Origin of the sequence: Streptomyces sp. M-16 (assembly GCF_052114405.1) — a bacterium.
Taxonomy (GTDB): Bacteria; Actinomycetota; Actinomycetes; order Streptomycetales; family Streptomycetaceae; genus Streptomyces.
Genome location: NZ_JBFRER010000005.1, coordinates 16,941 through 31,130 on the forward strand (window position 1 = coordinate 16,941; position 14,190 = coordinate 31,130).

The 14,190-nt window shown below is 71.3% G+C and carries 18 protein-coding genes and 1 pseudogene; 10 read left to right on the forward strand and 9 right to left on the reverse strand.

Annotation, left to right across the window (positions count from 1 at the left end):
- Positions 1–44: 44 nt before the first annotated feature.
- Positions 45–1,067: an iron-containing redox enzyme family protein gene (locus AB4039_RS03750; RefSeq protein WP_442269953.1), complete on the reverse strand. Its 1,023-nt coding sequence runs from the start codon at positions 1,065–1,067 to the stop codon at positions 45–47.
- 296 nt (positions 1,068–1,363) lie between these two features.
- Between AB4039_RS03750 and AB4039_RS03755 the strand changes: the two genes are divergently transcribed.
- Positions 1,364–2,035: an HAD family hydrolase gene (locus AB4039_RS03755; RefSeq protein ID WP_266844372.1), complete on the forward strand. Its 672-nt coding sequence runs from the start codon at positions 1,364–1,366 to the stop codon at positions 2,033–2,035.
- Between the two features lie 31 nt (positions 2,036–2,066).
- Here AB4039_RS03755 and AB4039_RS03760 read toward each other — a convergent pair whose 3' ends face one another.
- From AB4039_RS03760 to AB4039_RS03775, 4 genes are all read right to left on the reverse strand, one after another.
- The gene (locus AB4039_RS03760) at positions 2,067–2,654 is read right to left on the reverse strand and encodes a hypothetical protein (RefSeq protein ID WP_266844370.1); all 588 of its coding nucleotides are present in this window, start codon (positions 2,652–2,654) and stop codon (positions 2,067–2,069) included.
- Between the two features lie 296 nt (positions 2,655–2,950).
- On the reverse strand, positions 2,951–3,319 hold the full coding sequence (locus AB4039_RS03765) for a PRC-barrel domain-containing protein (protein WP_266844369.1): 369 nt from the start codon (positions 3,317–3,319) through the stop codon (positions 2,951–2,953).
- Positions 3,320–3,586: 267 nt separating this feature from the next.
- Positions 3,587–3,748, reverse strand: coding sequence for a hydrophobic protein (locus AB4039_RS03770; RefSeq protein WP_266844367.1), 162 nt, complete (start codon positions 3,746–3,748; stop codon positions 3,587–3,589).
- Between the two features lie 192 nt (positions 3,749–3,940).
- Entirely contained in the window at positions 3,941–4,522 is a 582-nt protein-coding gene (locus AB4039_RS03775; RefSeq protein ID WP_266844366.1) for a DUF2231 domain-containing protein, read from the reverse strand.
- 300 nt (positions 4,523–4,822) lie between these two features.
- On the opposite strand from AB4039_RS03775, the gene AB4039_RS03780 reads away from it, so the two are divergent.
- From AB4039_RS03780 to AB4039_RS03810, 7 genes and pseudogenes are all read left to right on the forward strand, one after another.
- Positions 4,823–5,635 carry a class I SAM-dependent methyltransferase gene (locus tag AB4039_RS03780; RefSeq protein WP_266844364.1) on the forward strand — a complete coding sequence of 271 codons (813 nt, stop codon included), beginning with the start codon at positions 4,823–4,825 and terminating at the stop codon, positions 5,633–5,635.
- A gap of 241 nt (positions 5,636–5,876) precedes the next feature.
- Positions 5,877–6,596 (forward strand): hypothetical protein, encoded by a 720-nt coding sequence (locus AB4039_RS03785; RefSeq protein ID WP_266844363.1) that lies wholly within the window; start codon positions 5,877–5,879, stop codon positions 6,594–6,596.
- A gap of 40 nt (positions 6,597–6,636) precedes the next feature.
- A pseudogene (locus AB4039_RS03790) lies at positions 6,637–6,951 on the forward strand (metalloregulator ArsR/SmtB family transcription factor); the annotation flags it as partial.
- A 110-nt stretch (positions 6,952–7,061) separates the two neighbouring features.
- Positions 7,062–7,841 carry a DUF2071 domain-containing protein gene (locus AB4039_RS03795; RefSeq protein ID WP_442269954.1) on the forward strand — a complete coding sequence of 260 codons (780 nt, stop codon included), beginning with the start codon at positions 7,062–7,064 and terminating at the stop codon, positions 7,839–7,841.
- Positions 7,838–8,608: a class I SAM-dependent methyltransferase gene (locus AB4039_RS03800; RefSeq protein WP_442269955.1), complete on the forward strand. Its 771-nt coding sequence runs from the start codon at positions 7,838–7,840 to the stop codon at positions 8,606–8,608. The genes AB4039_RS03795 and AB4039_RS03800 overlap by 4 nt, the downstream gene beginning before the upstream one ends.
- Complete coding sequence (locus tag AB4039_RS03805; protein WP_266844359.1) at positions 8,605–9,030, forward strand: hypothetical protein; 426 nt, start codon at positions 8,605–8,607, stop codon at positions 9,028–9,030. The genes AB4039_RS03800 and AB4039_RS03805 overlap by 4 nt, the downstream gene beginning before the upstream one ends.
- Before the next feature lie 193 nt (positions 9,031–9,223).
- On the forward strand, positions 9,224–9,835 hold the full coding sequence (locus tag AB4039_RS03810) for an SGNH/GDSL hydrolase family protein (RefSeq protein WP_266844358.1): 612 nt from the start codon (positions 9,224–9,226) through the stop codon (positions 9,833–9,835).
- A gap of 172 nt (positions 9,836–10,007) precedes the next feature.
- Here the strand turns inward: AB4039_RS03810 and AB4039_RS03815 are convergent, their stop codons facing one another.
- Positions 10,008–10,448: a VOC family protein gene (locus tag AB4039_RS03815; protein WP_266844357.1), complete on the reverse strand. Its 441-nt coding sequence runs from the start codon at positions 10,446–10,448 to the stop codon at positions 10,008–10,010.
- Positions 10,449–10,816: 368 nt separating this feature from the next.
- On the opposite strand from AB4039_RS03815, the gene AB4039_RS03820 reads away from it, so the two are divergent.
- Together AB4039_RS03820 and AB4039_RS03825 are read left to right on the forward strand one after the other, a co-directional pair.
- On the forward strand, positions 10,817–11,605 hold the full coding sequence (locus AB4039_RS03820; protein WP_442269956.1) for an SDR family NAD(P)-dependent oxidoreductase: 789 nt from the start codon (positions 10,817–10,819) through the stop codon (positions 11,603–11,605).
- Positions 11,606–12,049: 444 nt separating this feature from the next.
- Positions 12,050–12,397, forward strand: coding sequence for an STAS domain-containing protein (locus tag AB4039_RS03825; RefSeq protein ID WP_442269957.1), 348 nt, complete (start codon positions 12,050–12,052; stop codon positions 12,395–12,397).
- Positions 12,398–12,434: 37 nt separating this feature from the next.
- Here the strand turns inward: AB4039_RS03825 and AB4039_RS03830 are convergent, their stop codons facing one another.
- The 3 genes from AB4039_RS03830 to AB4039_RS03840 form a co-directional block, all read right to left on the reverse strand.
- Entirely contained in the window at positions 12,435–12,872 is a 438-nt protein-coding gene (locus AB4039_RS03830; RefSeq protein WP_442269958.1) for an ATP-binding protein, read from the reverse strand.
- A 178-nt stretch (positions 12,873–13,050) separates the two neighbouring features.
- Positions 13,051–13,311 carry a hypothetical protein gene (locus AB4039_RS03835; RefSeq protein ID WP_266844351.1) on the reverse strand — a complete coding sequence of 87 codons (261 nt, stop codon included), beginning with the start codon at positions 13,309–13,311 and terminating at the stop codon, positions 13,051–13,053.
- A 408-nt stretch (positions 13,312–13,719) separates the two neighbouring features.
- Entirely contained in the window at positions 13,720–14,163 is a 444-nt protein-coding gene (locus AB4039_RS03840) for a hypothetical protein (protein WP_442269959.1), read from the reverse strand.
- Positions 14,164–14,190 lie beyond the last annotated feature (27 nt).

A 14,190-nucleotide genomic window follows, 5' to 3' on the forward strand; every position in this document is an offset into this window, starting at 1 on the left:
CGTACGATGCCGCTGCCACCACCGGCCGTACGCGCTCCGCCCCGTCACATCCGGGGCGTGCGCAGGGCCGACCGGCCCTCGTCCCAGGCCGTGCGGATGTGGGCGGCCAGACGGTCCTCCAGCAGGAGCGTCGCCGCGCAGCCGAAGGCGATGTCCGGCTCCAGCGTGGGTTCGTCGGCCAGCAACCCGCCGATGACCTCGTGGCGCACGACCTGTTCGTGGACGGCGTCCGCTTCCACGTGCTCGGCGTAGAAGTGTTCGGCGGCCGGGCCCGCCCCGCACCGGCGCATGGCCTTGGCCAGGCGGCGGGACCCCGGGGAGGAGGTGACCTCGACGCACGCGAAGTGACCGACGAGCGCTCCGCGCAACGCACGGTGCAGCCCCAGCAGCGACATCAGGTTGACCGTGGCGAGCAGGGGCGCCGGAGCCCGGTCGAGATAGTGGCCGTAGCCCGGGTCCAGACCCAGGTCGTCCATCAGGTCGGCGAAGAGCCGGGCGTGGATCCGGTCGGCGTGGCCCGCGCCGAACTCGTCGTACTCGATGGCGACCATCGCGGCCTTGGCGCGCCCGGTCAGGCGGGGGACGACCCATACGTGCGGGTCGGCTTCCCGGAGGTGGTACAGCGACCGCAAGGCCGCGTACTCGCGCAGCTGCCACAGCTCGCCCTCCGTCTCCAGGCGGTGACTCAGGCTGCCGCTCAGGTCCACGGGCTCCACGAGGAGCGGGGCGAAGGCCTCCTCCACCGAGCGGGGGGCGTCGGCCAGCTCGCCGCGCAGGGCGTGGAGGAACCGGGTCTCCAGGGCGTGGCGCAGGCGGAGCAGGTCCGGGTCCCATTCGAGGTCGTCGGCGACGCCCTCGAAGCCCCGGTAGTGCAGTTCGTACAAGAGGTGGAGGCCCAGCTGCACATCCTCGCCCCACGGATCGGCCCGCAGGACGGCGGCGGGCGCGTAGACGGGCGCCCGGCCGGTGCTCAGGGCCTTGACCACGGCCGAGGAAAGGGTTCCGCGGCCCTCTACGAGAGCGGGCGCGGCTGCCGTTTCGCGCGGACTGCGCAGTGAAGGGATCATGCGCTGCGCCTACCCCGTACCGGAAACCTCTCACACCCCTTTGCCCACGGACATTCGCCCGCTTCGCGGCCTGCCGGCGCCTGGACGACGTTCACACGCGCGTCAGCCGCGCGATGGACTGCGCCCCCGCTACGCGCTGGGATGCCTGCCCGGATGCCTGCCCGTCGGGTCGGGGGTGACGTCAAGCGGTTGAGGGGCCCGTCGAGGTCTGCGTTTCACGGACACGAACACGGCAAGACGCCACACATGGTGCGCATCCGATACCCCGACCCGCCACCCGCAGAGGAGCCACCGCCATGAACCGCGCCGCACTTTTCGACGTCGACGGTACCCTCACGGACACCAACCACCTCCACATCACATCCTGGTGGGAAGCGCTGCGCCAGTCCGGACACCGGGTGGCCACGCACGACATCCACCGGGCGATAGGCCTGCCCGGCGAGGACCTCCTCGACCACCTTCTCGGAGAGGACCGCGACCGCTCGGGCGACGACCGCCTGACCGCCGCCCACGACACGCTGTACGCCACCTACTTCGATCGGCTGGCCGCCCTGGACTCGGCGGCCGGCCTGCTGCGGGCGCTGTCGCGAGCCGACTGGAAGGTGCTGCTGGTCACCTCCGCGAAGGACAGCGAACTGGGCGCCCTGCGCCGGGCCATCGACGCCGAGGACGCCCTCACCGACACCGCCACCTCCGACGACGTGGAACGGGGCAAGCCCGCGCCCGACCCCGTACACCACGCGCTCGAACTGGCCGGGACGCCGTCCGGGCGCGCGGTGTTCGTCGGCGACACCGTATGGGACATGAAGGCCGCCGCCCGGGCCGGTGTGACCGCCGTCGGCCTGCTGTGCGGCGGGATCCCCCGCGGCGACCTGGAGGACGCGGGAGCCGCCGCCGTCTACCGGGACCCGGCCGACCTCCTGGCCGGTCTGGACGACAGCCCGTTCTCCGCGATACGCGCCGCGTGAACGAGCGAAGCGCGGGCCCGGGGTGCGTCGGTCAGACGGGGGTGTCGGCGAGTTGCGTGAACCCGGGCGCGCAGGCGGTGGCGAGGTTGGCGGGGGTGAAGGGGGCGCTGCTGGAGGAGGTGCAGACGGCCTGGTGCAGAGTGCCGTTACTGGCGAGGACGGTGACGAAGAGGTGGCCCGGGTTTTCCTCGGTCACGGACAGGGCGGTGTCGTAGACGCACTTGGGCGCGCCGGGGAGCAGGGCGAGGTTGATCCAGACGCCGGGGTTGCGGCTGTCGTTGAGGAAGGCGTGCCCCCGATCGTCGGTCGCGGAGCGGAACACCGTCTCGAACAGACCGGAGCCGGAGTAGTCGACCACGGTGGAGCTGACGTCGCGGCTCGTGACACATTTCCCGCCCGCCCCCTGCCCGCCCTGCTGCTCCTTGAGGACCGGCTTGGCCGGAGCCTGCTTGGCCGGGGCCTTCTTTTTGGCAGGTGCCTTCTTCCCGGTGGTGTGCTTGGCCGGCGCCTTGGGATCGGGTCCGCCGTACGCGACCGCGGACGGGGCCAGGAGCGCTCCGGCCAGTACCACGCCCGATACTGCTGCCACGCCCCGTGCTGCCCAGGGGAGGGTCTTCATGCGGTTCCTCCAACGTCGGTGGCGGCCGGCCCCTGGCGGGCGGGCCTGCCTGCAGAGAGCCGCACCCGACCATGGCGCCGTGCTCCCGCGGGGGAGTTGCAGGAGGTGCGGTGAACGGTCGGATCCGGTGGCTGTCTCGCAGCCGCCACCGAACATGGCACACCAGGCCGGTTTCGATCGCACGCCGATCCGAACGTTCACCCGTGCGGTGTCGATTCCGGAACCGAATGGCGGCCAAGACGATGGTCCCGGCACCCATGAAGGGGCCGGGACCATCGTCATCGTGCGGAAGCCGATCAGGCGGGGCGGCCACCGAAGGGTGCGCCGGTGCCGTAGTACGTGCCCAGCTCCTCCCGGTATCCGGCGTCGCCGAGGTGCTTGTCGCGGTGGAACTCGGGAGCACCCTTGATCTGTTCCTTGGTGCGGTCGACGAAGACCGTCTTGTCCTCCGGGTCGATCCTGACGACCGTGCTCGCCGGCAGCAGGACCTCCTTGCCGAAGATCCACACACCGGTGTCGACGACCAGATAGGCGTCACCGACCTCGTCGGAGTGCTTGTCCACCTTGCCGATCCTGCCGTCGGTCGCCTCGACCTTGTAGCCGGTCAGGTCCGTACCGGACAGGTGGCCCGAGGTCGGCTGGTAATTCCACACATTCTCAGTCACGCGAAAGACAACTCCTCCGGTCAATGGAGGTCGACGGAGAAAGGAACATCCGCCGGTCCTCCTTGTTCCGTACGTCGTGCTCGACGGGTTGTACCGCATCCCGCCTGGGCTTCGTTTGCCCTGCCTTTCAGGCTTCATGCACCCGGATTGAATTCCGGAACGGTGTGGCCGCCGGTCATCGCAGGTGAGCAGGTCGCCTGCCGCGCCACGGGCAGCCGCCCCGGCCGCCTGCGACTCAGCTGTCCGAACTGGGCTGTTGCCTCGCACCTACCAGCGGTACCAGCGGCCGCTGCCACCTTTCGGACGTGCGACGAAACCGATCAGCCACAGAATCAGGACTGCGATGGCCACCCACCAGAGAATCTTCAGCGCGAAACCCGCACCGAAGAGAATCAGGATCAGCAGCAGAACGAGAAGCAGGGGAACCATGGTTATCAACCTCCGAAGCGCAATCTGCCCGGCAGAACCCAGGACATTCGTGTGACTCTCGTTTGTTTCATGCGTCTCTGTCTCGGCAGCGAACACCGTTTACCGCGACCGGCCGCCGTGATGGCACGTCGGCGGACGCGCGCCGGAGGGCGACACATACGGTGGGATCCGCTACTCGACGAAATCTGTTCCTCATGGCGTGGCGTGTGCTCCGACGGCCTGTCGGTAGGCCACGTGCCCGCCGAGCGCACCACTGACGGCTACGGCAGCCAGCCCACCCAGGGACCACATCCGGCCCCTCGCCCAGCGGCCGCCCAACCGTGCGGTCAGCGACGCGGTATAGCAGGCCACCGCCGCCACGTTGGAGACGGCGTGAGCCAGGCCGACCCTCGCCTGTTCGGGCGGCATGTCCGCCCAGTCCGCCCAGCCGGCCATCGCCGCCGGAGCGACCCCGGCCAGTCCGACGGCGGTCAGGGTGGCCGTCGCGCGCTGTGACCCGGGTACGAGGTCGAGCACCGCGGCCGAGAGCCAGCAGCCGATGGGCACCTGCACCAGCACGGGATGCACGGGATGGCCCAGCGGCCTGCCGCGCAGCAGATCACGCATCGAACCAAGAGGAAGGGAACGGACTCCCCGCTGGAGCACCCTGATGGCCGGATCGGCCACCGTCGTCCGCTCCAGCCGGTCCAAGGCCGTCAGCCACCATGCCGATGCGGTGTCGACGACCGCTGCCTGTTCGGTCGTGGAGAAGGTATCGGAGGTGTGCGAGTTCATACCCGACGCCTACCCGGAACTCCGCCGCCATCCCGCCCCGCCGCCGAATACCCCCGAACGAACGAACCCGACGGGAGAGTTGCGCGGCGTCCGTTCGCCGGGGCCGATGAGCGGGCCGGGCAGCGGCGGCCGATGCCCGCCCGCGCGGTGCGGGGACGCCCTGCCAGGCCGAAGCGGGCAACGTGACGGTCGGAGCGCGAGTCCTGTTGGCCAGTCCCTTGGCGGCGTGGTGGCCCGCCCTCGGCGTCGTTGACGCAGCATCATCGCCAGGAGCGTGCATGCCGAGGACAGGATGGGCCGATGTGGGCGACCGGTGAGGCGTATGAGCCGTACGTCGGGCGATGGAGCCGCCTGGTCGCCGGCCGGTTCGTCCGGTGGATGGGCGTGTCCCCGGGAGGGAGCTGGCGGGACATCGGGTGCGGCACGGGTGCGGTGACCCGGGCGGTGCTGGACGTCGCCGACCCGGTGTCGGTGGTCGGCGTGGACCCGTCGGAGGGCTACGTGGACTACGCCCGCAGGCACATCGTCGACCGGCGGGCGCGGTTCGTCCTGGCCGATGCGGCGAAGCTGCCGTTCGCGGACTCCACGGCGTCGGTCGCGGTGAGCGGGCTCGTACTCAACTTCGTCCCGGACCCGGCCCGGGCGGCTGCCGAGATGGCCAGGGTCGTCGTCCCCGGGGGGCGGGTGGGGGTGTACGTGTGGGACTACGGTGAGGGCGGCATGGAGGCCATCCGCGCCTTCTGGGATGCCGCGGTCGCCCTGGACGGGCAGGCACGGGCACTGGACGAGGCCGTCAGGTTCCCCGTGTGCGCCCGGGGCCCGCTGGCCGAACTGCTCGTGGGAGCGGGACTGGAGGACGTGGAGGTCGACGAGATCCGGATCCCGACCGGATTTCAGGACTTCGACGACTACTGGACGCCGTTCCTGGGAGGGCAGGGCCCGGCCCCCGCCTACCTGTCCGGCCTCTCCGAGGGTCGCCGCCTCGAACTCCGCGACCGGCTCCGCACGGCCCTCCCGCAGGCGGCGGACGGCTCGATCCCCCTCCACGCCCGGGCCTGGGCGGCACGCGGGCGCCGAGGCGGGGAAGGAAGCAGGATCGATCCCGTGGCGTGATGGGTTGGTCACTTGGCCAGGTGCAGGTCCACTCGCCTGTCCTGACCGGCCCTCGACGACCACCTGGCATGTCCTGCCCGCGTACGCGAGCCGCCTTCGGCCCCGCACGCGCCGCGCCACCACCTTGATGGCCACTCGTAGCCGCCGGTTTCGGAATCTTCAATTCCGGGGACGGTGTCCCAGCACCGCCGTGATCGTCCGCGCGCCATGACGGCGCCCGACACGACAGCCGAGGGAGACCATGGGTTGGCAAGGCGCACGTCGGACGGCCACGTCGGCCGCTGTTGCCGGACTGGCCGCCCTGGGCCTGGCGGCTCCGCCCCAGGTCGCCGCCGCGCCCCGGACCGGAACCGCGTTGTCGTTCGGGACGGTGGCCGCGCGGCAGGCGAGTTCCCCGACGCCGCCTCCGCCCCGCCTTCCCCGCGACTTCCGCGGCAAGGGCAAGTGGATCGTCCGTGACCTGGACATCACGGTGCCGTTCACCTGGGAGGGGAGGGACGGCGACAGCCAGATGACCGCGGGGGGCCCGCAGTACCCGATCTGGTTCACCAACCTGATCTACCACGACACGCTCTACACGCTCACGTACAAATGGCCCGGTCTGAACGAGCATCCCTGCTCGCGCATCCCGGGCTTCAACCTGGAGGCGCTGAACAGGGCGTTCGAGAACGCCAGGTTCGTCGGGCCGGAGACCCTGCGGCGCTCTCCACAACGGCACGTGAACCACTGGAGGGTGGGCGCGGTCCTGCCGCAACTGCCTCCCGGGAACTACCCCCGTCTGCCGCTCGCGCTGGGTGACGTCTACGTCGACGAGAACGACCGCGGCACCTTCTGGCAGGTGCTGCAGTTCGGTGTCCAGAACCTCTACGACCCCGAGCTGGACGAGTGGCTGGCCATGGACACCTTCGAGCACCGGCCCGGCATCGTGACCCTTCCCCAGCGCTGCGAGCCGCCCAGCTGAGTCTATTTTCGTATTTAGCTAAAGTGCTGAGTTCTGCTGCATGAGCACATCAAGCGAAGACGAGGCGGGCGCGTTCAGGGCGCTGGCCGATCCCACGAGGCGTCAGATCCTTGAGGACCTGCGGGGCGGTGAGCTCGCGGCCGGGGAGATCGCGAGCCGGTTCGCGATCAGCGCGCCCTCCATCTCCCGGCACCTCGGGGTGCTCAAGGGGGCGGGGCTGGTCACCGAACGACGCGACGGCAACCGCATCCTCTACGCACTGGCCGAGGAACGCCTGGCCATGCACATCGGACGCTTCCTCAGCGCCGTCTGCCCCGAACAGGTGGTGCTGCGGCACACCAAGTGGCGCAGGGCCGAAGGGAACGAGCCCCCGGCTGCACCGGCTGCACCGGCTGCACCGGCTGCACCGGCCGCACCGGCCGCACCGGCCGCACCGTCTGCCGCGACCGACGAGGCGGCTGGTTCATGAGGCACCTGCTGCAACGCCACCCCCTGCCGATGCGGACGTCGTTCGCGCATTCCCTGGTACTCACCTACGCGCTGCCGCCCGAGCTGCTCACCCCGCTGGTTCCGCCGGGACTCGCCCTCGACACCTACCGTGACGCGAACGGCACCGAGCACGGGTTCGTCGCCGCCGCGGTCGTCGACACCCGGGCACTGCGCCCGTCGTTCCTTCCCGCCGGCCTCGGCCGGGACTTCATCCTCACCGGCTACCGGATCTTCACCAGGTTCTCCACCCCCGGCGGCCGCACCATGCGCGGCCTGCGCATCCTGCGCAGCGACACCGACCACCGGATGATGGTCCTCGGCGGAAACCTCTTCTCCCGCTACAACTACCGCCTCGCCCGCATCGGCGCCCGGACGGCCGGCCGGACCCTGGAGTTCAAGGTGGTCAGCGCCGACGGCCGGGCCGACCTCCACGTCCGCGCCGACCTGGCGGACACCCCCGCCCCGCTCCCCGGGGGAAGCCCCTTCGCGAGTGCCAAGGACGCCCGCCGGTACGCGGGCCCGCTCGCGTACACCTTCGAGTACGAGCCGCAGACCGGCACGGTGATCGTGGTCAAGGCCACCCGTACGCACTGGGAGCCGGTCCCGGTCGCGGTCGAGGTTCCCACCCTGACCTTCTTCGACCACGGACCGTTCGCCGGAACCGAGCCCGTCCTCGCCAACGCCTTCCACGTCGGCGACCTCGACTACGGCTGGGAGCGCGGCTACCGGCGGGCCCCGGACGGGGGAATGCTGTGAGCACCCGCACCGCCCCACCGCCGCCGCGCCCCTCCGGAGTACGCGAGGTGGTCGGATACAACTGGCCCCTGTACGCGGGCGGGTTGTCCGCCGTCGCCGGAGGCCTCGCCCTCGCACCGCGCCTGCCGCGCGTCCCGGCCGCCCTCGCCCGCACGGGCGCGCTGGCCGCGGCCGCCCTGCTCGCGGGCAGCACCGCCGCCTGCTGGTGGGTGTACGCCCGCTCCGAGCTGTACTCCCTCGACTGGCTGACCGGCCCGCTGCCCGACGGCCCCGGCGACCACCTCGTCATATCGGCGGGCCTCGACGAAACCAGCCACCCCCTGGCCCTGCGGTACCCCCGGACCGATCAGACCGTCGTCGACCTCTACGACCCGGCGCTCACCACCGAAGGCTCCATCCGGCGCGCCCGCCGGCGCGTGCCCCCACGCCCCGGGACCCTGCCCGGCCGCCCGTCCCGACTGCCCCTCGCCACCGGCTCCCAGGACACCGTGTTCGCGGTCTTCGCGGCCCACGAACTGCGCCTCGCACCCGACCGGGAGGCGCTGTTCACGGAGATCACCCGCACCCTGCGCCCCGGGGGCACGCTCATCCTGGTGGAGCACCTGCGCGACCGGGCCAACACCGCCGCCTTCGGCCCCGGCGCCTGGCACTTCATGCCCCGCCGCGAATGGCTCCGGCTCGCTGACGGCGCGGGGCTGCGCTCCGTCACCGAAACGCGGATCGCGAACCTCGTCACGGCCTGCGCCTTCAGCCGGAGTGCCGAGTGAACCACCTCTTCACCCTGGAGTCCCAACTCCGGCTCGTGGGCCTCGCCCTGACCGCCATGGGCGCCTTCCACATCGTCCTGCCCCGCCTGGTGGACTGGCCCACCGACCTCGCCGGCACCAGCCTGCTGACCCGCCAGGTCTCCTACGCACACCTCTTCTTCATCGGCCTGACCTGCGTCCTGCTCGGTCTGCTGCCACTGTGCTACACCCCGGAGCTCCTGACCGGCACCTCCCTCGGCACGGCTCTGCCGGCGGGCCAGACCCTGTTCTGGGGCGCCCGCTGGGTCTTCCAGTTCGTCTACTTCTCACCCGCTCTGTGGCGCGGAGACCGTTTCCGCACCTTCGGACACATCGCACTCGCGATCCTGTGGACCTGGGTGACGGCCGTCTTCGCCTACGCCCTCCTCGCCGCCCCGGTCTGAGCGCATCTGACGAGATGCCACGCACCGCAGGCCGGCCACCGTGACGGACGGAAACGACTGTCGCGCGGCGACCGCTTCCAGCCGGGCCGGTCATCGCCGGGGAAGGCCACAGGACGCGTGGGCGTTATGTTTCTGATCTTGAAAAGGGTCGTCGGCCGTCGCCAGGGCCGCGAGCGCACCGAAGGAGAACGACATGATCCGTCTGTCTGCAGAACCCATGACGTGGGTAGCCACCGGGGACAGCATCACCCAGGCCGTACTGCACACCCACGGCGCACGTGGCTGGGTGGAGCACCTGCAGGAACGGGTCAGATGGCAGATGGACCGGCTGACCGACATCGTCGTCAACACCGGTGTTTCCGGCTGGCGTGCCGTGGACGTGCTCGGCTCCTACGACCACCTGATCGGACGCTTCGCGCCCGACGTCCTGTCCATATCGCTCGGCACCAACGACGCGCGCGCCGGCCTGGCCGGACTGCCGGAGTTCCACGACGCCATACGTCAGCTCGTCGACCGTGCGGGCCCGCGGACCCAGATCGTCCTGCACACACCGGTGCTGGTCAGCATCGCGGGCCGCGAGGCCCGAGGCACGCTCCCGGCGTACGCCCAAGCGGTGCGGGACATCGCCAAGGAGGCCGACGTCCTGCTGGTCGACCACGAGACCCACTGGCGCTCGCACTTCGGCGACGCCGACCCCATAGCCTGGCTCGACGACCCGGCCCACCCCAACGCCGCCGGCCACCTTCAGATGGCCGAGCACACCCTCCGGGTTCTGGGCCTGGGGCCCATGGAGCCCCGCACCTGAGCTCGGGACCGCGGGAGGTACGGGGAGGGGCGCTCGACAGCGAGGACCTGAGCATCGAAGCCGGCCGGCGGGGCCATTCACCGTGTACGGTCACACCGACACGGCCGTACGGAGTGCTCCACCGGGCCGGCGGCTCCTGGCTGCACGGTTGCACGGTTCGGTTCCTCCCCCCTCAGCCCAGTTGCTCGGCCAGTCCGACGATGATGCCCTCCGGGCCGCGGACGTAGCAGAGGAGATGGCTGTCCTCGAACCGGGCGATCCCGCCGACGAGTTCGGCGCCGTGAGGGCGCAGGCGGGCAACGGTGTCCTCGATGTCGTCGACGGCGAACATGACGCGATGCGTGCCCAGAACATTGTGCGGCCGGTTGCGCGGCCCGGCGCTGATCACTGCGGGGCTGCGGTACTTCGCCAGTTCGAGCCGGCTGTGACCGTCCGGGGTCCGGACCATCGCGATGTCACAGCGGACGCCGTCGAGCCCGGTGCACTGGTCGGCGAAGGGACCCTCGACCTCCGCCCTGCCCTCCAGCTCCATACCGAGTTCCACGAAGAACGCGATGGCGGCGTCGATGTCCTCGACCACGATGCCGACGTTGTCCATCCGCTGGATCGCCATGCTGGTTTCTCCTTCTTCCTCGTGCTGCCGCTGATGTCCCCGGGACGGAGCCGGTGGCACGTTCTCGACGTCCTCAGACCGCCGAACTCCGAAGTATCCGGATCGCGCCTCGGCACCGCCACAGCAGACCCGCGAGCCAGACGTCACCACCGAGGGCGAGTGGCGGAGCGGCGGCGAAGGAAGCCGCCCGCCGGCCCCGGCAGGCAGTCGGCTGCCAGGGCCGACGGGCGGGCACCGGGTCGCCGTCGCTGGGCCGGCTGCCTGACGCTCTGGCCCTGTCAGGCCGCCCGAAGACCCGTGCACCTGCACACTCGGTGCTCGTGGGCCGGGCGGCCGGGTCCGGTCCGCACCTCGGCGAGGAGCATCACGTGGATCTGCATCTGAGTGACAAGGTGGCGTTGGTCACGGGAGCGAGCAGGGGCATCGGCCTGGCGGTCACCCGGGCGCTGGCCGGCGAGGGTGCCCGGGTGGTCGCCGCCGCCCGTACGGTGGGCGGCCCGCTTGCCGAACTGGCGGCCGGCGGGCGGGTCCGGCCCGTCGCGGTCGACCTGACCACCGAGGGCGGACCTGCGCGCGCGGTACGGGAAGCGGTCGAGGCGTTCGGCGGGCTCGACATCCTCGTCAACAACGTCGGCGCCGTCAGCCCACGGCTGAACGGCTTCCTGTCGGTCACCGACCAGGACTGGACCTGGGGTCTGACCATCAACTTCCTCACGGCCGTCCGTACCACCCGGGCCGCCCTCCCGCACCTCATCGAGCGCGGAGCGGCGTCCATCGTCAACGTCAGCTCGGTCAACGCCTTCCTGCCCGACCCCGGGGTGATCGACTACTGCGCGGCGAAGGCAGCGCTCACCAACTTCTCGAAGGCGCTGTCCAAGGAGTTCGGCCCGCGCGGCGTACGCGTCAACACTGTCAGCCCCGGCCCGGTCGAGACGGACCTGTGGCTCGGGGACCGGGGAGTCGCCGCCACCTTCGCCGCCGCATCCGGGAACACCTCGGACGACGTCGTCGCGAGGACCGCCGCCCAGCTCGTCACCGGGCGCTTCACACGCGCCGATGAGGTCGCCGACCTCGTCCTGTTGCTCGCCTCCGGCCGGGCGGGCAACACCACGGGTGCCGACCACACCATTGACGGCGGTCTGATCACCACGCTCTGATGTGAGCTTCGCCGACGATCGGCTGAGGACGGTGTCGGCCCGCCGCGCGCCCATCGGCAGGGCGGTGGCCTGGCGGCTGGTCGCAGTGGCCTCGTCCTGGTTGGGGCCGGCGCCGGGCCAGGGGCTTCGTGTCGGCAGGACGGCCTTTGACCGTGTTCCGTGGCTGGGGTGGTCGTGGACGGGTGGCACCCCTCGGGGGAGGAGGGGGTGCCACCCGATCACACCGCGGTGGGCGTCTGTCCCTGGCGCGCACCGTCTTTGGCGCGTGTATCCGTGCCTGCCCGCTTGAAACGCTTTGCGCGCACGCTTTCCGTGTGGCCTGTGTGCGCCCGTACGGCCGTGCGGCCCAGATGTGGAGGTGTCCCGGCGGTCCCTGTGCGGGTAGGTGTGGTGCTGCTTGTTGTGTGAGCAGGTTCTACGGTCAGGGCACCGGGTATCGGCGCCGTGGACGTGGACGGCGATGGGGAGATGACGATGGAGTCGCCGAAGGTGACGGTGCGGCCCGGTGCGGATGGTGCGGCCGTGGTTGTGTGCACGGGCGAGTTCGACCTTGATACAGCGGGCCTCGTGGCGCAGGCCTGCCGGACGCAGGCGGCGGACGTGGAGCTTCTGCTCCTGGACGTGTCGGGGGTTGCGTTCGCGGACTCGTCGTTCTTGAACGAGCTGATCCGCCTGCGCAACGCCCGGCCGACGGCGCTGGTCGGGCCGTTGCCGAACCAGCTCCTTCGGCTGCTGGAGATGACGGGCGCGCTGACCCTCTTCGACATCCGCGACGGCACAGGGTTGGCCTGATCCGCCCGGCCGGGAGTCCCCGGCTTCTCGCGCCGGGCTACGCGCCGGGGAAGCCGAGTCTTTCTCCGGTGAAGGTGACAGTGACGGTTTTGCCGCCGCCGCAGCCGTTGCGGTCAAGGGTGCTGATGCGGACGGTGTCGGTGAGGTCGTGGACCACCCGCCATCCGAATCCGCCCGGTCGTCCGGGTGCCGGGGTGCGAAGCTCCGGCACCCGGGACACGCGGTCGGACACTTCGACGGTAACGGTCCCGGTGCCGGGGCGGGCGGTGATGGCGAAGCCCGTGACGCCGCCGGCGTGACGTATGGCATTGCTGACCAGCTCGGTCACCACGATGACGACGTCGTCCACCCCGGCCGCGGGCACACCGAGGCGGGCGAGAAGGGTCCGGGTGGTGGTGCGGGCTCGTGCGGAGCTGACGCCGCCGGCCCGTTCGCCGGCCGGCAGGAGGTGGGACGTCAGGGTCCGTTCTTCCATACGCTGCGCCTTCCCCGCCCCTTCGTCCGGTATGTGCCGCCAGGGCCCCCGCCCTGGCGCAACGCTCGGGCTGGCTCCGTGGCGGCGATGCGGAAGGGGGCGGCTGCCGCGAGTGGCGGCGGGTGCGGGGGTGTGGCTGCTGCACGGCAGGCCTGCGACGGATCTTCCGGCGGGGCGGTCACAGCCTCCCGGCCTGCCCCACGGACCGCGCCCTCTCGACGGACTTCTCGGGGGTGGGCATCGGCCAGGTGTGCGAGCGGCTCGCGGCGACCTCGCGCACGATGCCGGTCGTGCAGCTGAACCAGTAGTCGCCCGCGGCGAGGTAGCCGGCGGAACGGCTGCCTGTGACGGGGGTGCCGGACCGCCCTTCACCGCCCGGGCTGTTGGCGGGCCTGGCGGAGGTGGTGGTGTGGTGCCGGTACGGGCTGGGTGCGGGCACGGAAGGCTCCCGGTGGGGTGGGTCGGTGGGGTATGAGTTCATGGTGGGTGCCAGATCCGGGGTGCGCCTGCCGGGGCCTGGTCCGCGGCTGGAGGTCACCCGTCTGGTCGCGCTTGGTGACGTAAATTGTGTGTAAGGGTGCGGGCGGGAGCCGACGGCGACGGCGGCGGGTGTCCCACGGGTGCAGGGCCCGGCCGGTGCCCACAGCCCTGGCCGGGTCCTGTCGCGAGCCGGATCCTCGCCCGGCCCCGTACCCGCCGGGCTTGGGTGCGAGGTCGAATTCGCCCCTGACATGGATCACGGCCTCGTGGGCCCACCTCGCACTCGGCCTCCGCTTGGGCCGACGCCGTAGCCGGCGCAACCGGCGTGGGCGTGAGATGGGTGCCGGCTACCGGGGAGAGGAGGGGCCTACTCCACGACCGTGACAGGGAGCTCGGAGCCGTCCGTTCCGGTCGGGTCGGTGCCGGTCGCGGCGGCGTCCTCCCGTTCCTGCCAGACGCGCACGTACGCCGACCGCGCCGCCCAGCTGCCGAGGTCACCCGTATCGGCGCTGTACTGCTGCCATGCCGTCCCCCGCTCCTCAGGGTCGAGCCGGCGGGCGACGGGCCGGGAGGCCCAGACGGTGACGCGGGTGACCAAGCCGAGGCGCTGGTGGAGGGGGCTGTCGGACTCGGCGGGCTCGACCGGCGCCCGAAGGGACCCCAGGCGTCTGAGTCCGAGGTGCGCGAGCGAGTAGACGAACGCGGCCCCGCCCTCCTCCCACCTGTCCGGCGAGAGCGTGACAGCGGGGCCCCGGTAGTGGGCCGCCTCGTACAGCGTGGCCTTGACTGGCGCGTCGGCGTTCTGTGCCATGTCGTCCTCCCGTGGCCTCGGGGCAGA